Raw genomic sequence first — 21,425 nt, forward strand, 5'->3', positions numbered from 1 at the left:
AAAATAAGCAGGAGAGCGCATTTTGCATATTGATTCAGTGATTCAATTAGATGAACAAGACTCAGCAACTTTGTACTTTCTCCATAACGTTAATACCGATTTTCATCGCCATCCTTGTTTACAATTAACGATATCACTAAACGATATTTTTTTAAGTTTAGAAACAGAAGATAAAAAGTATCGTGAATTTGGTTTTATTATTCGTTCAAATCTGTCACATAAATTAAATACAACTTGCGCTATCAATTTTTTACTCGAACCCGACGCGCCTTATTTTCATTTGTTGTCACATTTTACCGAAAACGATCCTATTTATCGTTTATCGCGTGAAGAAGCCTCAATACTGGCACAATATTTTATACATACTATTGAAAATAAACAGGTATTCGATGTCGAGCATATTGTTAATTTATTATATCGCCCTAATACCAGTTGTCTTTGTCGGCAAGATAGTCGAATAGTTAAAGCAATTTCAATAATTTCGTTATTGCCGGTAAAACAGATATCCTCAAAAGACATTGCTGATAAAATTTATTTATCCGAAAGTCGTTTTTTACATTTATTTCGAGAAAATCTAGGTATTAATTTCCGAGGCTATCTGTTATGGAAAAGATTGCGTGATGTTATTAATACGCTTGACGCATCGGCAACTTTAACAACGTTAGCTAATGATATGGGCTTTGCCGATTCAGCTCACTTTAGCCGAACTTGTGTTGCAAGTTTCGGATTAAGACCCTCAGAGCTGAAACGAGCGTTAATTTATAATCAAAAATTGCCAAACAATAAACATGGTAAACATATTTATTGTTTGCATAAGCCAGCAGAAAAATAACTCACCAGACCCAGCTGAGCCATTCAATTCTGCGTTAATTTTAGTATGTTAAAAATTGCTAATTATTTTCGTGCAACAAATACATAGCCTCATAAGGTTGTAATACCATTTCACCTTCAAACTCTGTTTGATTTGAGTAATTACTTAACAAGTTTTGCCAAGAACTATTTTCCAATGCTTTAGGCAATTGCCATTTAACCGTATTTTCGGTCAGATTGGCTATCACAAGTAACGTTTGATTATTCCAATGTCTGACATAGCACCAACAATCAGCATTATCAGGCGTTAGATCTTGATAGTCACCGAAAATAAAGATCGGGTATGTTTTGCGTAATTTGATTAAAGTTTTATAGCAATAGAAGATTGAATTGGGATCGTTAAGTGCTGCTTTAACATTGATTTTTGGATAATTATTTGCCACCTCAATCCAAGGTTTACCTTGGCTAAATCCGGCATTGGCAGTATTATCCCATTGCATTGGCGTTCGGCTATTATCCCGTGATTTACTAGCAAGAATCGCTAACATGTCAGACTCTGACATACCTTCGGCAATTTTTTCTTGGTAGATGTTAAGACTTTCCACATCTTTATATTGCGAAATATGAGTAAAATGGGGATTGGTCATCCCAATCTCTTCACCTTGATAAAGATATGGCGTGCCTTGTAGTCCATAAAGAATCATCGCCAGCATTTTTGCTGATTCGTTGTGGTATTGGTCTTCATTACCTAAACGTGACACAATGCGAGGTTGATCGTGATTACACCAGAAAATTGCATTCCACGCCTTACCGTGCATACCCACTTGCCAATAGCCAAGTATCTTTTTGAGTTCAAGTAAATCAGGCTTAGCCAGCGTCCATTTTTCCCCATTTGGATAATCAATCTTTAAATGATGAAAATTAAACGTCATGGTCAACTCTTTGCCATCCAATGCGGCATATTTTTGACAGTTTTCTAATGTAGTTGATGACATTTCACCCACGGTTTTTAAGTCATTAGGTTGAAAAACATCTCGGCTTAACTCTTGTAAAAATTCGTGTATTTTCGGGCCATCCGTATAATATTTTCGTCCGTCACCATTCACGTCATCCGGAAAGTCTTGCTGTTTAGAGACTAAATTAATCACATCCAGCCTTAATGCATCGACGCCTTTATCTGCCCAGAATTGACAGACATTTTTGATCTCTTGGCGAACGGTTGGATTTTCCCAGTTAAGATCGGCTTGCTGTTTTGCAAATAGATGTAAATAGTATTGTCCTGATTGCTCATGCCACTGCCAGGCTTTGCCGCCAAATTTAGATCGCCAATTGTTGGGTTCTGATCCGTCAGCTTTGGCATCTTTCCAAATATAAAACGATCGAAATGGGCTGGTTTTATCTAAGGCGGATTTAAACCATGGATGCTCTGTTGAAGTGTGGTTAAATACCATATCCATCATAATACGGATATCACGTTCATGCGCCTGCTTAACCAATAATTCAAAGTCGTCCATCGTGCCATAAGCCGGATCAATATCATAATAATCCGATACATCATAACCATTATCTACTTGCGGAGAAGGATAAATTGGCGTTAACCAAATCGCACTAATTCCCAGATTTTTCAGATAATCTAATCGACTTATGATACCTAATAAATCCCCCGTTGAACTCGCACCACTGGCTTGAAAACTTTTGGGATAGATTTGATAAATAGTACCATTTTGCCACCAAGGGATTTCGTTCGTATTCATTGTTTGCTCTTTATTTTTAATCAGTAAAATTAAATTCACATAAAACGGGTGAATTACTATTTATTATCATTATTGAATATTTAGTGTGCCTTTTTTCTGTTTTATTTTATAAACAATGATGGTTAATGCGATTGGAACAATAATCGCTACTAGCATTGCTAAGGCATAAATTGACCAATAAACAGGTTTTATTGATAAGATACCAGGCAATCCTCCCACACCGATACCATTAGATAATACACCATATAAACCACAGATTAAGCCAGCACTAGCTGCACCAACCATGGCACAGAACATTGGGAATTTATAGCGTAAGTTAATACCGTACATAGCTGGCTCAGTAACACCTAGATAGCCGGATATAGCAGCAGGAATGGAAACTTCGCGCTCATTATGTTTTCGACTGATCAAAATGATGCCAACAACGGCTGAAGCTTGAGCAATATTGGATAAAGCAATGATTGGCCAAATTGGTGTACCGCCCATACTTTCTGTCATCTGCATATCGATAGCTAATGTAGTATGGTGAATTCCAGTAATAACCAACGGTGCATAAAAGAATCCAAAAATTGCCGAACCAATGAAGGCATAATCACCAGTCATTAAGTATTTAACCACATAAGCAATACCATTGCCTAACATTCGTCCGATTGGCCCTAAAAGAAAATGTGCAAGGACGACGGCTAATAGTAGTGATACGATTGGTACAATCACTAAAGTTAGGTAATTAGGGACAATTCTACGTAATCGAGTTTCGATCCATCCCAATGCCAAACCGGCAAAAATAGATGGAATCACTTGAGCTTGATAGCCGACTTTTTGAATCGTAAACCAACCAAAATCCCACACGTCAGGAACGATTTTCCCTAGATTATAAGCATTCATCAGTTGTGGAGAAACCAATGTTATGCCTAAAACAATCCCTAACACAGGAGAACCGCCCATTTTTTTGACTGTAGACCAGCAAATAGCCACCGGTAAAAAGTGGAAAATCGCTTCACACGGTAACCAAAGAAAACTATGAATAGGTACCAACCAAGTATACGTGTCAGTAAGCGGTTTATCGTTAATAGTTGGCATTTCACCAATTACATTACGCAAGCCGAGTAATAAACCACCCGCAATCATTGCAGGTAATAATGGTACAAAAATTTCAGCTAAATTTGAGATTAACCGTTCAAACCATGACATATTTTGTTTAGCTGCGGCTTTTGTTTGCTCTTTGGTCGCTTCGTCAATATTTAATTGTTCAATCAATAATTTGTAATAACTATCAACATCCGTTCCAATAATAACCTGAAACTGCCCGGCATTATTAAAGCATCCTTTGACAAAAGACAATCCTTCAATCGCTTCAACATTGGCTAATTTGGGATTAGCAAGCGCAAACCTTAATCTTGTCAAACAATGGGTAACACTAGCAATGTTTTCTTTTCCTCCAACAAGTTCAATCAATTGCATAATTGATTTTGTTGAAATTTTAGGTGCTTTTGCCATTGTTAAGTCTCCTTATTTTCAATTTAAGCCAAAATTTTTTAATTATTTTGACTCTAATTTGGTAACAATTAAGCATAAATTGAATTATTATTTAAATAAATGGGAACGTTCCCTTTTTGTGATAAACCTCACAATTTTAGGCAATATATCACTCAAAAATAGTTAAATGAGTATTTGGGAAGGAACCGTAATAATTTTAGGTTTTGCTCCACTTTGTAGTATTTGCAATAACTCGTTTGCAGCATAAGTACCAGCTTTATCAAAACCAAGATCGACAGTAATCGTTTTGGTAAACAAAAATTTAAGCAGCTCACTACTACCAATGCTAATAACAACAATATTATTGATATTTTTTTCAGATAAGAACTTATTTAGGCCTAAAGCAATTGAATCGGTAGCACAAATGATTGCTGTTGGTGAATCAACCAATACTGACTCGGCAAGCTCATAACCAGAATAATAGCTTAATTTGCCAAGCACCGCATTTGGCTTAAGTTTATGAGTATGACAAAAATTAGTATACGCTTGGTAGCGTAATTCGCCAGTAGTCTGATCTTGTTTAGTAATACCAATATAGCCAATTTTTTTATGCTTTTGATATAAATAGGTTAATGCTTTGTTTACCGCCCCTACATCATCATAACAAATGCAAGTATAATCAGAAAAAGGCCTAGCAATAACCACACATTTATCTTGCCAAAATGTCAGTCGAGAGCTATTCAATCCTGTAAAAGCAAAAATCACTACACCGTCAGCTTGCTTTTCTTTTAACATTGTCAGGTGTTCTTCGACTTTTTGCGGGCTAAATTGGCTCTCGATGATAATCGGATCATAACCATTTGCATAAAAAACAGGTAACATGTTTCGAACTGCATGATTTTCGGATATGGAATCAAGGCGAGTAACAATTATACCAATCACTTTATTACCATAACCACGCATTGCTCTAGCTGATTTGGATGGGGTAAATTGATATTGTTCAACAATTGCCATCACTTTGTTACGTGTCGATTCCTTCACCATTGGGTCGTGATTAATAACTCGCGAAACAGTGGATTTACTCACCCCGCTCAATTTGGCAATATCTTTAATGGTTAAATTCGGTGATGGCTTATTCATAATCAATTTTTAGAATGAAAATCAATTAAATCATAGTAATATAGTTTTAACAAAATGGCGATAGGTTGGCTAATAAGTTAATATCAAAATTATTAACTATTGCTTATTCTTCATTTATAATTGGATTGAGATTTTATAGAGAAACAAAACTTAACTGAATCAACAAAGCATTAATAACCTCATATAGACAATGAATTATGAAAAAATCATATTTACTTTTAGGTTACACGCTATTTTTTTTGAGTTTATCTGGATATGCGTCTAGTGATGACACAAAGACTATAACAGAACAATTTAGATCAGCTTTATTATGTCAGTCAAAGCCTTTTGCCATAGAAGATAAAAAGATCATTGCTGAACTTGCAAAACAAAAAATTACTATAAAAAAACAAGATAGTATAAATGAAATCGAATACTATTTTGAGCAACCTATTAAAGTTAAGAATGTATGGGTTAATATGATTCGTTATGAAAGCGATAATTTTGTCACATCTTTTTATGCTAAAGCCAAAGGTGATATGTACAAGTTCGCTAAATTGATTGAGGTTAACCCTATATTACGCAGCTGTGAAGAACCTATTCCTTTGAATGATACAGACATATTCCGAAAGGAAATTACCCCTATTACTGACAATAATCTTTACCCAGATACAATCGTTATTGGTCAGTATAAAGACTCAAAGCCGGATGAATTTTATTTCATTTGTTCTAAATTTGAGGCTAATTAGCCATAATTTTTTGCTTAATGAAGATCATGCTATTAGTTTACTAACATTACTTATGTATAAACCTATTTATTAGCACTTTGTTTTGATTTATAAGCACTTCCCCACGCTAACATAGCATCATGCACTTGTTTTAAACTTTGCCCGACATCGGTCAATGTGTATTCCACTTTAGGTGGTACTTGGGCATAGACTTTGCGGCTGATTAAGCCGTTTTTTTCCATTGTTCTTAGATGTTGGGTTAAGACTTTTTGAGATATACCGTTTAGTGATTTTTTTAATTCTCCAAAGCGTTTTGTACCTGTTAATAAATCACGAACGATTAAGACTTTCCATTTATCACCCATTAACATAAGGGTAATTTCGACAGGGCAAGGAGGTAAAATTACGTTGAGTGACATTAGTTAAAAATCCTTTAAATTCAATAATAGTATCATTTCGGTAACTATATTACTGCTTGGTACCTACTTTACAATAGATACTTAGAATATTAACCTAAAAATATCAAATTGTTAAAAGATTTTTCCAATTTAAAACCTGAATCAAACAATACTTATAAATTAATAAAGGAGTAAAAAATGAAAATTGCGGTTATTGGTGCTAGTGGTAAGTCAGGTAGTCTGATCGTTAAAGAAGCAATTGCGCGTGGACATGATGTAACGGCGATTGTTCGTAATCCCAACGCTCATGTTGACCCTAAGGCAAAAATTCTAGTTAAAGATCTGTTTGATCTAACTTATGAAAATTTGAAACCTTTTGATGTCATTATTGATGCTTTTGCGGCATGGACGCCAGAAACCCTTCCACAACATCAAACTAGCTTAAAACACTTAACTGATATTTTAAGCGGTAAACCTAATCGTTTATTAGTTGTAGGCGGTGCAGGTAGTTTATATGTCAATCCTGAGCATACTATTCGTTTAGTTGACTCTCCGGATTTCCCAGATGAATTTAAACCATTAGCCAATAACATGGCAAAAGCTTTAGATCAATTAAGAACTTGTAATGATGTAAATTGGACCTATCTAAGCCCAGCAATTGAGTTTATTGCTGATGGTCCAAGAACTGGTCATTATATTGTTGGTGGCGAGCAAATTTTGGTTAATAGCCAAGGGAAAAGTCAAATCAGCTATGCTGACTATGCAATCGCGATGATTGATGAAGCGGAGAATGCAAAACACATTAAACAACGTTTTACTGTAGCTACTAAATAATATTTTCAAGACCTTACATTAATAGCGATACCTAAAAGGTTTACTTTAATGTAAGGCACATAATCTAATCATTCCAATGTTTTATTCGATTTTCCTATCTAATCACCCAAAATGGTGCAAAAAAATTAACCAAACTGATTTAAATGGATCATTTTAGTGCAATTACACTTACAGAAAACCAAATCATGTCAGTTATGACTTACTTTTTGATTTTGTGGCACGTTTATTGCATAAGTATAAAGATTATTATGAAAATTTGATAAAACAAATAATACTGATAATATGAATTAGTATATGTCTAATTTGTAATCAATTCAGTTGGGAAAATTATTATGCAGTACGATCTCATTATTAAAAATGGTCTTGTCATTCTCGAATCTGGCGAAACTTATACCGATATTGCAATAAAAAATGGCAAAATTGCAGCAATTGGCCCTAATTTAGTGCAAGCCGATGAAATTATTGATGCTAATGGCTTGATTGTTAGTCCTGGAATGGTTGATATTCATGTTCATATTAGTGAACCAGGTGGTGTTCGTCATGAGTGGGAAGGCTATATCACAGGAACAAAAGCATGTGCAAAAGGTGGCGTAACAACCTTTGTTGAAATGCCTCTTAACCAACTCCCTGCCACTACTAGTGGCGAAACTCTTCGTACCAAATATGCTGCTGGTGAGGGAAAACTTTATGTCGATGTTGCTTCTTATGGTGGATTAGTTCCTTATAATCTGACCAATAATGGTATTGCAGAACAAGTCGAAGAAGGTGTCGCGGCATTTAAATGTTTTATGGCAACCTGTGGTGATCCAAACCTTGACGGTGATTTTGCCAATGTAAATGATTACGCATTATGGGAAGGAATGCGCCAAATTGCTAAAACCGGTAAAGTGCTAGCTATCCATGCAGAAAATGCCGCAATTACTGATATTTTAGGGCAACAAGCTAAAGCACGAGGCGAAAGTAAATTATCACAATATGTAGCAACCCGTCCGGCATTTACTGAAATTGAAGCAATTCGTCGAGCAATCTTTTTCGCTAAACAAACTGGGTGCCCGATTCATATATGCCATGTCGCTTGTCCAGAAGGAGTTGAAGAGGTTATCAAAGCACGCCAAGAAGGCATTAATGTGACGTGCGAAACCTGTATCCATTACCTCTATTTTACTACAGACCAATTGGATGCTATTGGACCAATTGCAAAATGTTCACCACCAATCCGTGATCAGCAAGCTCAAGAAGGATTATGGAAATATCTATTTGCTGGCCACATCATCACTGCGGTGTCTGACCATTCACCATGTACTTACGATTTAAAAGACAAAGCCAATGCCTTTGATGCTTGGGGCGGAATTTCTGGTGTTCAAAATAATGTGGATATTATGTTTGATGAAGCCGTACAAAAACGGGGTATGTCATTAAAACAATTTGCCGATATCATCGCTAAAAACCCAGCTGAAAGATACAACTTACCAACTAAAGGTTCAATTCAAGTAGGTAAAGATGCTGACATCATCTTTATTAAACCTCATTCTAGCTATGTATTAAAAGAGCAAGATCTCGAATATCGTAATAAATTTAGTCCTTATGTAGGACGACAAATTGGTGCACAAGTGGTTCAAACATTATTACGAGGCAAAACTATTTATCAAATTAATGCCGGTATTAATTCAACACCAAGAGGTGAATTTATTCGGCGTTAATAATGGAATTGAAACGACAGAAATAAGTAGGGAAGGAAAGTCATGAAGAATAATACAGCACAATCACCAAATACATCGATGCAGATTGATAGTTCTTTATTACCCAAATCTAGCAAAGATCGAACTATGAATCCTTTAGCCTATTCTTTTATGTGGATTGGCGATGGCATGAATTTGGGTAATATGACCTTAGGTGCAAGCTTAGTTGTAGCTGGTGTTGCCACCATGAATATTTTCCAAACTTTTGCCGCAACATTAATTGCAATATTGATTATCACGACAATTTTTGTTTTTAATGATCGCTTAGGATATCGCACAGGTATTCCTTATGTGGTACAACTTCGCATGTCATTTGGTATAAAAGGCGCTATTATTTCTTCATTACTTCGCGGTATTCCTGCTATTGTTTGGTATGGATTTCAAAGTTGGATAGGTGCAACTGCGCTCAATGAAATTATTAGAATATTATCTAATGGTGATTTTAATAATATATTTATCTGTTTTCTTATTTTACAATTTTTCCAAATCGCTTTGTCGCTTTATGGATTCCATGCAATAAAATGGGTAGAAACGTTAATTTCAATTGTTATTCTTTGTGCGTTAATTTATGTCTTTATTATATTACTCAATAATCATCAAGAAATTATTATAGACAAATGGGTAAATACCGAAGGAACTTGGGGATTACCATTCTGCGGCTTCATTATGATGTTCTTAGGTAATTACGCTGCAATTTTTCTTAGTGCAGCTGATTACTCACGAGAACTAAAAGCTGGTTTTAGCGATAAAAAAAGGGGGCTCCTCTATTTTCTACCAATTTTTGTTGCTTACGGTTTTATTATTACTATTGGTGTGATGTTAGCTTCAGTCACAGGTAACTCTAATCCAGTTAAAGCATTTGCGATTGTAGTAAATAATCCATATATCACCATTGTGGTATCATCCTTTATTGTATTAGGTACCATTGCTGTAAATATCGTTGCTAATATCATCCCACCAGCTTACGTAATTACGTTATTAACAAAAGCTAAATATAAAGTAGCAGTAACCATTACAGGATTATTAGCTATCGCTTCTTTTCCTTGGGTTCTTGTTCAGGATACCTCAGCAAAAGGATTAGGCTTGTTTATTCTAATTTACTCCGCATTTTTGGGACCAATTGTGGCAATTTTGTTGGTGGAATACTATCTGTTACGTCGCCAAAAAATTGATGTAAATACACTATATGATAACAACGGTCAATTTGCTGGATTTAACCCCGCTGCTATTCTAGCGATGCTTATTGGATCAGCAGCTGCATTTTATGAAGTGAGCTTAACATGGATTGTCGGCTTTGTTGTTGGTGGTATAAGTTATATATTGCTCACTAAATTCTCATTTAAAAACTCACCTTTCAAAAAAGGGACAATATTTGAAAAAAAATAGATTAAATGACGATCAATATTGTGCAGTAAATTTATCATAATTCACTGCCAATTTGATATGTCACTTGGATCTTTCGGTTATCAGGTATTTCTAAATTAGATAACACAGCTAATTGAGGAAAATTAGGTCTTAAAAACTGGGAGAGCATCGCTCTTAATGTGTGATTAACCAATAAAACAGGCGGCGCTCCCATTGCATCTTGCTGATTTAATGCTTGTTTGAGTTGTTGAAGAATATGTTCTGCTAGTCCCGGTTCAACATTACTAGTATTTTGCAAAGCTTGCAGTAATATTCTTTCTAAATCAATATTTAATCCAATTACTCTTATCGGTTCCGTCCCAGGAAACCATTGTTGGGTAATCACACGCCCTAGCGCTATTCTAACAATACTGAGTAAATGATAGGCATCATTTTGATTTGGTGCCTGTTCACAAATCGTCTCAATAATTGTGCGCATATCACGAATCGATACTTTTTCAGCAAGCAAGTTTTGTAGAATTTTATGAAAAGTAGTTAAAGGCACTACGTCAGGAATAAAATCTTCGACTAATTTAGGAATATCCTGCTTTATTCGATCCAATAATTCTTGTGTCTCTAATCGTCCCAATAAATCACTGGCAAATTGATGTAACAAATGATTGAAATGGGTGGCAATCATGGTACTAGTATCAACAACAGTGTAACCCAATATTTGTGCATTTTCTTTGTCATTTTCATCTATCCAAACAGCAGGTAAACCAAAAGCCGGCTCAATAGTTTCAATGCCTTCGATAGTTTCGGTTACTGTGCCGGGGTTGATCGCTAACCACTTATTATTCATAATTTCGCCTTGACCAATTTCACCACCTTTTATAAAAATTTTATATTGATAAGGTGATAACGAGAGATTATCCCGAATATGAACTTGAGGCGGTAAAAAGCCTAATGTTTGCGCAAACTTTTTACGCAAGCTACGAATTCGACCAAGTAATTCACCATTTTGGTTTTGATCAACCATAGGAATGAGCCCGTATCCAACTTCCATCGCTAAGATATCTTCAATATTGACATCAGACCATGAAGCGTCAACATTTGTTGGCGCTGCAACACTTTTTGGTGGAGTAGCAACTGTTTTCTCAACTCTCTTTTGTTTGGTTAACCACCAAGAAATTACTGATAATACCGCAGTAAACATTAAAAATACTAAATTTGGCATCCCTGGAATAAGTCCAAGCAAACCAATAACAACCGCAGTTAATATTAATACTTGAGGATTATTAAATAACTGTTTGAGCATTTGATCGCTAATGTTTTCTTGTGAGGTAACCCGAGTCACAATTACACCCGCAGCGGTAGAAATAATCAGTGAAGGGATTTGTGCAACTAGACCATCACCAATAGTCAGTAATACATAGGTTTTACTTGCATCTGAAAATGTCATACCATGCTGCATTACCCCAACTAATAATCCACCAACAATGGTTATGGCCATAATTAGTAATCCAGCGATGGCGTCACCACGTACAAATTTACTCGCACCATCCATTGAGCCATAAAAATCGGCTTCCTGTGTAACTTCCGCGCGCCGTGCTTTGGCTTCATCTTCACCAATTAATCCAGCATTGAGATCAGCATCAATTGCCATTTGCTTACCCGGCATACCATCCAATGCGAAGCGAGCACCAACTTCAGCTATCCTACCAGCACCTTTAGTGATTACCATGAAGTTGATAATCACTAAAATAATAAAGACAACAATACCAATAGCGAAATTACCGCCCACTAAAAAATGTCCAAAAGCCTCAATAACTCTACCTGCTGCATCACTACCAGTATGACCTTTTAACAGTACAACCCGAGTTGAAGCAACATTTAGAGATAGTCGTAATAACGTTGCAAAAAGCAGAACTGTAGGAAACGCTGCAAAATCTAAAACCCGCTTAGTAAACAAGGCAACAATCAAAATTATAATTGATAATGCAATATTAAAAGTAAAAAACAGATCCAATATAAATGCAGGTAAAGGTAATACCATCATTGAAAGAATCAATAAAATAAGCATTGGCCCTGTTAAAATTCGATAGTGACCACTTTTTGATAGATTTACTGATAATAAATTGGCTAATTTTGATTTCATCATAGAGATTTACTTTTACTCATTCACGGATAAAGATTCAGGGATCGGTATATTCGTTGGTTTTTGAGGCTTATCACCACCATGTTTATGCCAACGTTTTAATTGATAAACCCAGGCTAAAATTTGCGCAACGGCAGCATAGAGTTCGGCTGGAATGGTTTGTCCTATTTCACCATAGCGATATAAAGCCCGAGCGAGAGGGGGAGCCTCTAATTGTGGAATGCGGTGCTCTTGGGCAATTTCTTTAATTTTGATAGCGATATTGTCGGTACCTTTAGCTATCAGTTTAGGGGCAGACATAGTTTTATCATCATATTGTAGTGCAACAGCATAATGAGTTGGGTTAGTGATAATAACATTGGCTTTTGGTACATCTTTCATCATTCGACGTCTTGCTATTGCTTGTTGCATCTGGCGAATGCGACCTTTAATTTGTGGATTACCTTCTTGCTCCTTGAACTCGTCTTTAATCTCTTGTTTAGACATTTTTAATTTTTTTAAATTACTCCAGATTTGATAAAAAATATCAAATCCAACCATAGGAATTAAAGCTAAAATAGTTAATATTCCTGAATAAATAAGCAGCTGCATAACGTTAGATAATGCACTATTTAAATACATATTTGGCAGCGAAAGCATATTTGGAAATTGATTGATTAGAAACAATGTCACGGCAAAACCGATTAAAACAACTTTAAGCAGGCTTTTAAATAACTCTGAAAAAATTCGAATACTAAAAATTCTTTTAAATCCGCTAATCGGATTCAATTTACCAAAATTGGGTTTAATTGATTGCAAACTAAAAAGTAAACCACCAATTCCCATAGGTGCAATGATGGCAATAATGACTAATCCGAAAAAAATAGGTAAAATCGACCAAAATCCAGCGGTTAATAAATTAATTAAATTGAAAATAATTTGTTTATCATCATCTGTTCGGTATGCAACCAACATAGCGTGTTGAATAATTGTTTTTAAATTAGCAACAAAATGACTGCCCATCATCCAAAATAATAGGATACTAACCAACAAAATAATTAACGATGTTAACTCGCGAGATCGTGGGATTTGTCCCTTTTCCTTGGCTTTTTTTAATTTGCTATCGGTGGGTTGTTCGCTTTTATCTAGATCACTATCATCAGCCATATCTTAATTAAATCAATTTTATTGCCTAATTACCGTTTACAGCACAGTATGAACGCAACTTGATAAAGTTATTGGCTTAATAAGACCCTAATTTAATAGTTATTTATCTCGTTTACCGTGAAACAACTTCAAAATGATTAAACTTTAGCGCGTTTAGATGAAATAGTTTCTGGTTGTTGATAACCATTATGGGTATAAACAGCAGGATTATTCATGCTTTTCAAATAATCTATTGAATGTTGAGTTACGTTCATTCGGTTTTGAATAAGCACTCCGTTTTCCCGATTGATTTGAGCTAATCGCTGAGTCATTTTTGTGATAGCTTGCCATTTTAATGCTAACTCTTGTTTTTCACTATAAGGTGATTGAATATTGCATTGCTGACTAACTTTTAGTCTTTTTTCATCCAGTAATTTTAACTCAATAAGTAATTGGCTTTTTTGGTTTATAATTTCACTCAATTGATTTACTGAATTATTTTTAAATAATATTTGTTGTTCAGCTTCTAAAATATCTGACAGGGCTTGTAACATAACTGTTACATTATTAAAAATGTTATCTAATTCTAACATGACGACATTCCTTCAAAATCAATTAGATTTCAATATTTTCGAAAGTTTGCTTAATAATTTCATCGGCAATTTTATTTGGATTGATCACTAATTTACCTTCAGTAATGGCCTGTTTTATCTTTTCAATTTTACTAGTATCGATATCATTTTCAGTTGAATGCAACAAAGCTATAGTATTTTGGCTTAACTTAACATTCAACGTTAAGTTATTTGAGTTTTGCACAGATGCATTAGTTTTTTTATTTTGCTCATTTATACGATTAAGTACCCCTGATACGGCGGTAACCATTTTTGTTGCATCTATACTCATAAAATTCCTTCAATTAACGTTGAGGTTTATAGGGGAGGTTTAATCTAATTATCGGCAAAAATCAGAAAATCATTAATTTTATTTGTTTAAAATTGTGATACCTTTTTCTGTAACAACACCCTGAACAATATTACCTGTATTAAGTTTGATATTTATTAATTCACCCAAGGCACCATTGCTTAGTGTTTTGCCATTAGCAGCAATTGAATACCCCTCACCATTAACAATTACTTTTACTGTTTGACCTGCTTTAACATGCCAATTTTTCTGTAACATTGAATTTTTAATAGGCTCACCATTATTAATATTTCTTAAAGCAATATGATTGATAACCTCTGATTTATTCAAAATTACAGCAGGTGGTAATTTATCTAACCGCCCAGATTGCATTTTCACTTGCTGCTCTGTCATTAATGTTCCTGCACTTATCGGCTGATTCGCCATAACATAACTCCCAGTAACAGCAACATAAACTTGAATATATTTAGTGATATTTTCACATTTAGCAGTGATGGTTAAATTACCCCAATGCTTATTTTTATTTAAAATCGCAAATGTTGGTGAATCACAATTTAACTGAGGTTTCAAAGTGAGGTAATCAATAGCAATATTATCAATATTAGCTTCGCTAATTTGTTGATAGATTAGATCGCTAATCTGTTTTTCCATTGAGTTAGCCAAAGCTATTTTTGAGCTACACAACACACCTAAAAGGCTTATATATTTTATAAACTGAGACATATTTGTTCACAACATTATTGGTAACTAAATTTTACTTTATCAGCTAATTTATTGAATGTTGAAATAAGGGCAATTTTTATCGTTATTTATACGATGATTTTTTTTTGATTTGCTTAAAATTCTCTACATAAAAAAAGATGAGATGATTTTATGCTAAATAAATTAGATACTTTTGTTAACTTTCATCAACAAGCATTAAATGTTCGTGAAAAACGACAAAATATACTTGCGACCAATATTGCCAATAGTGATACGCCTAATTATCAAGCTAGAGATATTGATTTTAATATTGAATTAAAAAAAGCTATCAATAATCAACATACGCTTAATAATATAAAACTTAATATAACATCAGCAAAGCATATCCAAACCATCGGCTCAGCAGATTATCAACTTCTGTATCGCATTCCTTATCAATCATCTGCTGATGGTAATACTGTTGAAATGGATCAAGAAAGAACAGCTTTTATGGATAACAGTATCCATTATCAAAGTAATTTAACATTTTTAGGTGAACAATTTAAAAATGTAATATCCGTATTACAGCAAGGATAACCATTATGAGCTTCTCTATTTTTTCTATCTCTGGTTCTGCCTTAATGGCACAAACTCAACGAATGAATGTTAGTGCGAGTAATTTAGCAAATGCTGATAGTGTTACAAGTACTTCAGGTCAAGCTTATCGAGCTAAACAAGTTATTTTCCAAGTCGATGATAATAATTATCCCAATAGCGTAGCTGGAGTAAAAGTATCTGAGGTCATCGAAGACCCATCACCAATGAATTTAGTCTATGACCCTAAGCACCCTTTAGCTGATGAGAAAGGTTACATTCAAAAACCTAATGTAGATGTAGTGGCAGAGATGGTCAATACCATTTCAGCATCTCGTAGCTACCAAGCAAATGTGGAAGTCATTAATACCGTAAAAAGCTTAATGCTTAAAACACTTACCTTAGGGCAATAAAGGGGCTTAATTCATGGGTATTTCGAATATACCAGTTTCAGAATCGTCAAATATGGCTAGTCCACAAGCAGTGAGGAAAGGTTCATCTGATGGTAATTCTAGTCAGGAATTACAAGATAACTTTTTAACATTACTTATTGCCCAAATGAAGAATCAAGATCCAACTAATCCAATGGATAATAGTCAGTTAACCTCGCAATTGGCGCAAATTAATACATTAGCAGGCATTGAACGACTTAATACAACGTTAGGTATGGTTTCAGGCCAGATTGACGATAGTTTATCAGTCAACGCGAGCAATATGATTGGTAAAGGCGTTATGGTTCCTGGTAATAAAATATTAGTCGCAACTTCAGAAATAGATGGTTCAAAAAGTGATAAAGAGACCATTACTACGCCGTTTGGTTTTGAACTTATGCGTGATGCTGATTCGGTTGTTATCACCATAAAAGATGAAAATGGTAATGTTGTACGAGAAGTTGATCTTGGCTCCATCCCTGCTGGTGTTAGCTCTTTTACTTGGGATGGAGAACTTAACGATGGAACTTTAGCTCCAGATGGTAGCTACACGTTTTCAGTTAATGCTACTTACGAGGGGCAAAAAGTCACATCAACACCATTAGCTTACTCTGTTGTTTACGGAGTAATTAATAGCAAAGTTAATAATAAAGTATTACTTGATTTAGGGATACTTGGTTCAATTAGTATTGACGAAGTGCGTCAAATTCTTTAAAGGGGAATAAGTTTATATGGGATTTTCTCAAGCAATCAGTGGTATGAATGCCGCTTCTAAACAATTAGATGTTATTGGTAATAATATTGCCAATTCTGCAACAGTTGGCTTTAAAAGTGCTAGTATTTCATTTGCTGATATCTATGCCGGTTCAAAAGTAGGGATGGGTGTTAAAGTTGCTGCTGTTATGCAAAATTTTAATGACGGCACAACAACTTCAACCAACAACAGTTTAGATGTGGCGATTTCAGGTAATGGATTTTTCCGATTAGTTGATAGCAGTGGACAAATCTACTATACCCGTAATGGTCAGTTTCAATTAGATGCTGAACGTAATATCGTATCTGCTGACGGTTTCAACTTGACTGGTTATCTTGCGACAGGTACTCCACCACAAATTCAACAAGGTTCAGCACCAGGCCCATTAAAAATTTCACAAGAAATGTTAAATGCATCAGCAACCAATAAAGCTGCTTTGCAAACAAATCTAAATTCAAATAGTAAAGTTCCTGAAAAACAACCGATTAATGCAACAGATGCTGACACATTTAATTATTCAACCACTATCACCACTTATGATTCATTAGGTAATCAACGTAATGTTCAGCTTTTTTATGTAAAAACAGCAGATAACCAATGGGATGTTCATTACCTTGATAGTAGCGATCCTAATGCAACTCTACAAGTATTAGGAAAAATGGAATTTGATTCATCAGGCAAATTAATCAGTGATCCAGAAATGACTATCAATATTAATGGCATAAATGGATCAGAAGATAATAGCTTTACATTGTCACTTGCAAACAGCACTCAACAAAATATGGGTAAAGAAGTCGGTAGCATAAAAACCCCTATCGTTGATGGCTACGCAGCAGGTGATTTAGTTGGCTATAGTATTAACAATGATGGTACGATTTACGGTGTTTATTCTAACCAACAAACCATGTTATTAGGTCAAATTGCCATGGCTGATTTTGCCAATGTTAATGGATTAGAGTCAGCAGGGAATAATAACTGGCGTTCAACACTAAATTCTGGTGGTGAAGTATTAGGCTCAGCCAATACTGGTACTTTTGGATCATTAGCCAGTGGTGCCGTTGAATCATCCAATGTTGATATGAGCCAAGAATTAGTTAATATGATTGTTGCCCAACGTAATTATCAATCTAATTCTCAAACCATTAAAACGCAAGATCAAATTCTTAATACATTAGTTAATTTAAGATAATTTAAGGAATATGTATGGATCGCGTTATTTATACTGCCATGTCTGGCGCTAGCCAAACATTAAATCAACAATCCATAACCAGTCATAACTTAGCTAATGTATCAACAGCAGGCTTTCGTGCTCAATTAACGGCAATGAAAGCCGTTCCTATTGTGGGTAATAGTATGCCAACAAGGACCATGGTTGCAGCAACCACGCCTACCTATGATTCAACAATGGGTGCATTTAATTACACTGGGCGAGATTTAGACGTTGCTTTATCTGAAGATGATTGGCTAGCTGTACAATTAGCTGATGGTAGTGAAGCATATACCCGTAATGGTGCGATTCAAATTGATGAAAATGGCACGCTTAATATCCAAGGTCATCCATTACTTGGTGATAATGGCGTATTAACAGTTCCTCAGCGTTCACAAGTTAGTATCAGTGCCGACGGAACTTTATCAGCGTTAGGTGCAGGTGATAAACGCACAACCATTGCTCAAGTTGGAAAAATAAAGAAAGTTCACCTTGAACCTAATGAGTTGGTACGTGGCGATGACGGTTTTTTTCATGCAACACCTGTTAACAATCGTGGTGCAATATTACAAGATAATCCTAACGCAAAACTAATGTCTGGAGTATTAGAAGGCAGTAATGTTAATCCTGTTACTGCAATGGTGAATTTGATTAGCCATTCTCGTCAATTTGAAATGCAGATGAAGCAAATTACTACAGCTGATGAAAATGCACAAAGAGCCAATCAAATATTATCGTTAACATAATTAAAATAGGAAAAAGCAATGATTAAATCATTATGGATTGCAAAAACTGGGCTAACTGCACAACAAATGAATATGGATATAATTTCCAATAACTTAGCCAACGTTAGTACTGGTGGCTTTAAACGCCAACGTGCTGTTTTTGAAGATCTGTTATATCAAACTATTCGTCAACCTGGTGCTCAATCATCTGAACAAACAACACTACCCTCTGGATTACAAATTGGTACCGGTGTTAGGCCTGTAGCTACCGAACGAATCCATAGCCAAGGAAATTTAGAATTAACTGATAATAGCAGTGATATCGCTATTAATGGACAAGGTTTTTTCCAAGTTCTGATGCCTGATGGAACGCTAGCTTATACTCGAAGTGGTGCTTTTCAAGTTAACCAAAATGGTCAATTAGTTACCGCTGCTGGTTACGAAATTCAACCAACCATCAACATTCCATCAAATGCGATAAAAATGACCGTGGCACGGGATGGTATTGTTAGTGTGACCTTAGCCAATCAATCAACTCAAGTGCAAGTTGGTCAATTAACATTACATACTTTTATTAATGACACTGGATTAGAAAGTGTCGGTGAAAATCTCTATTTAGAAACCGAAAGCTCTGGTGCTCCAACTGAAAATACACCGGGATTAAATGGTGCTGGATTGCTGTATCAAGGTTATATCGAAACCTCTAACGTAAATGTTGCAGAAGAGTTAGTTAATATGATTCAAGTACAACGTGCTTACGAAATTAACAGTAAAGCAATATCAGCGTCTGACCAAATGTTGCAACGTTTAAATCAGTTATAAATCTATGATAATGAGATATCTTTATATTTTAGTAATGATGTTATTAGTTGGTTGTAGCCAATTACCTAAAAAAGCATTAGTTGAAGGGCAAACCAGTATTGTTCCTCAAATACCAGAAATTGTTAATTCAAGTGGCTCAATATATCAAGCATCACAACCAAGTAGTTTTGGCTATCAACCAATGTTTGAAGATCGTAGACCTCGCAATATTGGTGATGTATTAACTATTGTATTACAAGAAAATGTGAGTGCGAGCAAAAGTTCATCTATTAATGCTGGCCGTAATGGTGGGGTAAATTTAGGTGTAAAAACTGTTCCTCACTTTTTAGATGGGCTAGTTGGTCGAGGCAAAGTAGATACTGATATCTCAGGCAGTAACGATTTTAAAGGTTCTGGTGGCGCTAATGCAAAAAATACATTTAGTGGAACCATCACCGTCACCGTTCAAGATGTCATGATTAATGGCAATTTAAAAGTAATTGGTGAAAAACAAATTGCAATAAATCAGGGAACAGAATTTATTCGATTTTCAGGCGTTGTTAACCCAAGGACAATAAGTGGTAACAATACCGTTATTTCAACTCAAGTTGCCGATGCTCGCATTGAATATGTAGGTAATGGCTACATTGATGAAGCTCAAACTATGGGTTGGTTACAACGCCTGTTTTTTAATCTTTCACCATTTTAATGAATCTGATTATGCTTAATATATTACGAACTTTTATTATTTTAATAATGATAGTGGGCACACCCTATAGTTATGCCGAACGAATAAGGGATTTAGTAACTATTCAAGGCGTGCGTGAAAACGCCTTAGTAGGCTATGGAATTGTTGTTGGGCTAGATGGTACTGGAGACCAAACTTCACAAACACCATTTACCATTCAAAGTATAACCAACATGCTTTCACAATTAGGTATTACCGTACCATCAGGTAGTAACATGCAATTAAAAAATGTTGCTGCGGTAATGGTTACGGCTAAATTACCATCTTATGCACGAGTTGGGCAACAAATTGATGTGGTTGTCTCTTCATTAGGTAATGCCAAAAGCCTTCGCGGTGGCACATTGATTATGACGCCATTGAAAGGTGCCGACAATCAAGTTTATGCCATTGCTCAAGGTAATCTTTTTGTTGGTGGTATGGGCGCAAGCAGCAAAGGCAGTAGTGTAACAGTTAATCAAATGGCTGGTGCAACTATTCCGAGTGGAGCGACAATTGAGAGGGAATTAACAACCCGCTTAGATGAAAAAAGTACCATTCATTTACACCTTAACCATTTTGACTTTACCATGGCATCAAAAATCGCTGAAGCAATTAACAAGGTACAAAAAAATATCGCAGTTGCTTTAGATGGTATGACGGTTAAATTGAACATGCCACAAGATAGCCAGGCAAGAGTTAAATTATTATCAAAGATTCAAAACCTACAAATTAGTGCTTCACCAATTTCAGCAAAAGTAGTCATTAATACGCGCACTGGCGTGGTGGTGATGAATCAAAAAGTTCAATTAGACAATTGTGCCGTTGCTCATGGTAATTTGTCTGTGGTGGTCAATAACAAATTAAAAGTTAGTCAGCCTAATACTCCGTTAGCCGGAGGACAAACCGTAGTTGTTCCTGATGATGAAGTCAGCATCGAACAAGATGGCGGAGCATTACATAATTTAGCTTCTGGCGCTGATTTAAACCGAGTAATTAGCTCACTTAATTTATTAGGCGCAAATCCAACAGAATTAATGTCGATACTTGAGGCATTAAAAACCGCAGGTTGTTTGCACGCTGCATTAGAAACGATTTAAAG

At 35.4% G+C, this 21,425-nt stretch carries 22 protein-coding genes; 13 read left to right on the top strand and 9 right to left on the bottom strand.

Annotation, left to right across the window (positions count from 1 at the left end; all coding sequences use genetic code 11):
- Positions 1–22: 22 nt before the first annotated feature.
- Positions 23–832 carry an AraC family transcriptional regulator gene (locus tag J3U16_RS01055; RefSeq protein ID WP_267342376.1) on the top strand — a complete coding sequence of 270 codons (810 nt, stop codon included), beginning with the start codon at positions 23–25 and terminating at the stop codon, positions 830–832.
- 58 nt (positions 833–890) lie between these two features.
- Here J3U16_RS01055 and treC read toward each other — a convergent pair whose 3' ends face one another.
- From treC to treR, 3 genes are all read right to left on the bottom strand, one after another.
- Positions 891–2,564, bottom strand: a complete 1,674-nt coding sequence (gene treC, locus J3U16_RS01060) for an alpha,alpha-phosphotrehalase (protein ID WP_267342377.1) — start codon at positions 2,562–2,564, stop codon at positions 891–893.
- Between the two features lie 69 nt (positions 2,565–2,633).
- The gene (gene treB / locus J3U16_RS01065; RefSeq protein WP_267342378.1) at positions 2,634–4,061 is read right to left on the bottom strand and encodes a PTS trehalose transporter subunit IIBC; all 1,428 of its coding nucleotides are present in this window, start codon (positions 4,059–4,061) and stop codon (positions 2,634–2,636) included.
- 162 nt (positions 4,062–4,223) lie between these two features.
- Positions 4,224–5,180, bottom strand: coding sequence for a trehalose operon repressor TreR (gene treR, locus J3U16_RS01070; protein ID WP_065733630.1), 957 nt, complete (start codon positions 5,178–5,180; stop codon positions 4,224–4,226).
- A 197-nt stretch (positions 5,181–5,377) separates the two neighbouring features.
- Here treR and J3U16_RS01075 point away from each other — a divergent pair, with 197 nt between their 5' ends.
- A complete protein-coding gene (locus J3U16_RS01075; protein WP_267342379.1) occupies positions 5,378–5,908 on the top strand; it encodes a hypothetical protein in 531 nt (176 codons plus the stop codon).
- Between the two features lie 62 nt (positions 5,909–5,970).
- Here J3U16_RS01075 and J3U16_RS01080 read toward each other — a convergent pair whose 3' ends face one another.
- A complete protein-coding gene (locus J3U16_RS01080) occupies positions 5,971–6,306 on the bottom strand; it encodes a winged helix-turn-helix transcriptional regulator (protein ID WP_267330834.1) in 336 nt (111 codons plus the stop codon).
- 177 nt (positions 6,307–6,483) lie between these two features.
- Between J3U16_RS01080 and J3U16_RS01085 the strand changes: the two genes are divergently transcribed.
- The 3 genes from J3U16_RS01085 to J3U16_RS01095 all read left to right on the top strand — a co-directional run bounded on the left by J3U16_RS01085 (position 6,484) and on the right by J3U16_RS01095 (position 10,244).
- Positions 6,484–7,119 carry an NAD(P)-dependent oxidoreductase gene (locus J3U16_RS01085; RefSeq protein ID WP_267342380.1) on the top strand — a complete coding sequence of 212 codons (636 nt, stop codon included), beginning with the start codon at positions 6,484–6,486 and terminating at the stop codon, positions 7,117–7,119.
- 332 nt (positions 7,120–7,451) lie between these two features.
- Positions 7,452–8,819 (top strand): allantoinase AllB, encoded by a 1,368-nt coding sequence (gene allB, locus J3U16_RS01090; protein WP_267342382.1) that lies wholly within the window; start codon positions 7,452–7,454, stop codon positions 8,817–8,819.
- A 42-nt stretch (positions 8,820–8,861) separates the two neighbouring features.
- Entirely contained in the window at positions 8,862–10,244 is a 1,383-nt protein-coding gene (locus J3U16_RS01095) for an NCS1 family transporter (RefSeq protein ID WP_065733626.1), read from the top strand.
- 34 nt (positions 10,245–10,278) lie between these two features.
- On the opposite strand, the gene flhA is transcribed toward J3U16_RS01095, so the two are convergent.
- The 5 genes from flhA to flgA form a co-directional block, all read right to left on the bottom strand.
- A complete protein-coding gene (gene flhA, locus J3U16_RS01100; RefSeq protein ID WP_416380534.1) occupies positions 10,279–12,360 on the bottom strand; it encodes a flagellar biosynthesis protein FlhA in 2,082 nt (693 codons plus the stop codon).
- 15 nt (positions 12,361–12,375) lie between these two features.
- A complete protein-coding gene (flhB, locus tag J3U16_RS01105) occupies positions 12,376–13,506 on the bottom strand; it encodes a flagellar biosynthesis protein FlhB (protein ID WP_267342386.1) in 1,131 nt (376 codons plus the stop codon).
- Between the two features lie 137 nt (positions 13,507–13,643).
- Positions 13,644–14,078 (bottom strand): flagella synthesis protein FlgN, encoded by a 435-nt coding sequence (locus J3U16_RS01110; RefSeq protein WP_065562519.1) that lies wholly within the window; start codon positions 14,076–14,078, stop codon positions 13,644–13,646.
- 22 nt (positions 14,079–14,100) lie between these two features.
- On the bottom strand, positions 14,101–14,388 hold the full coding sequence (gene flgM / locus J3U16_RS01115; RefSeq protein WP_267339050.1) for a flagellar biosynthesis anti-sigma factor FlgM: 288 nt from the start codon (positions 14,386–14,388) through the stop codon (positions 14,101–14,103).
- A gap of 78 nt (positions 14,389–14,466) precedes the next feature.
- The gene (gene flgA / locus J3U16_RS01120; protein ID WP_267330838.1) at positions 14,467–15,129 is read right to left on the bottom strand and encodes a flagellar basal body P-ring formation chaperone FlgA; all 663 of its coding nucleotides are present in this window, start codon (positions 15,127–15,129) and stop codon (positions 14,467–14,469) included.
- A 150-nt stretch (positions 15,130–15,279) separates the two neighbouring features.
- On the opposite strand from flgA, the gene flgB reads away from it, so the two are divergent.
- The 8 genes from flgB to J3U16_RS01160 are packed head-to-tail and all read left to right on the top strand — an operon-like array spanning position 15,280 to position 21,423.
- Positions 15,280–15,684: a flagellar basal body rod protein FlgB gene (flgB, locus tag J3U16_RS01125; RefSeq protein WP_267337178.1), complete on the top strand. Its 405-nt coding sequence runs from the start codon at positions 15,280–15,282 to the stop codon at positions 15,682–15,684.
- A gap of 2 nt (positions 15,685–15,686) precedes the next feature.
- Positions 15,687–16,094, top strand: a complete 408-nt coding sequence (flgC, locus tag J3U16_RS01130) for a flagellar basal body rod protein FlgC (protein WP_370632647.1) — start codon at positions 15,687–15,689, stop codon at positions 16,092–16,094.
- Between the two features lie 13 nt (positions 16,095–16,107).
- A complete protein-coding gene (gene flgD, locus J3U16_RS01135; RefSeq protein ID WP_267342387.1) occupies positions 16,108–16,827 on the top strand; it encodes a flagellar hook assembly protein FlgD in 720 nt (239 codons plus the stop codon).
- A 16-nt stretch (positions 16,828–16,843) separates the two neighbouring features.
- Positions 16,844–18,055, top strand: a complete 1,212-nt coding sequence (gene flgE, locus J3U16_RS01140) for a flagellar hook protein FlgE (RefSeq protein WP_267342389.1) — start codon at positions 16,844–16,846, stop codon at positions 18,053–18,055.
- Positions 18,056–18,069: 14 nt separating this feature from the next.
- Positions 18,070–18,819, top strand: coding sequence for a flagellar basal body rod protein FlgF (locus J3U16_RS01145; protein WP_267342390.1), 750 nt, complete (start codon positions 18,070–18,072; stop codon positions 18,817–18,819).
- Positions 18,820–18,837: 18 nt separating this feature from the next.
- Entirely contained in the window at positions 18,838–19,620 is a 783-nt protein-coding gene (gene flgG, locus J3U16_RS01150) for a flagellar basal-body rod protein FlgG (RefSeq protein ID WP_065562527.1), read from the top strand.
- Positions 19,621–19,624: 4 nt separating this feature from the next.
- Entirely contained in the window at positions 19,625–20,308 is a 684-nt protein-coding gene (locus J3U16_RS01155) for a flagellar basal body L-ring protein FlgH (protein WP_267342391.1), read from the top strand.
- 11 nt (positions 20,309–20,319) lie between these two features.
- The gene (locus J3U16_RS01160) at positions 20,320–21,423 is read left to right on the top strand and encodes a flagellar basal body P-ring protein FlgI (protein WP_267342392.1); all 1,104 of its coding nucleotides are present in this window, start codon (positions 20,320–20,322) and stop codon (positions 21,421–21,423) included.
- The last annotated feature ends 2 nt before the right edge of the window (positions 21,424–21,425 follow it).

Origin of the sequence: Gilliamella sp. B3023 (genome assembly GCF_026536845.1) — a bacterium.
Lineage (GTDB): Bacteria > Pseudomonadota > Gammaproteobacteria > Enterobacterales > Orbaceae > Gilliamella > Gilliamella apicola_E.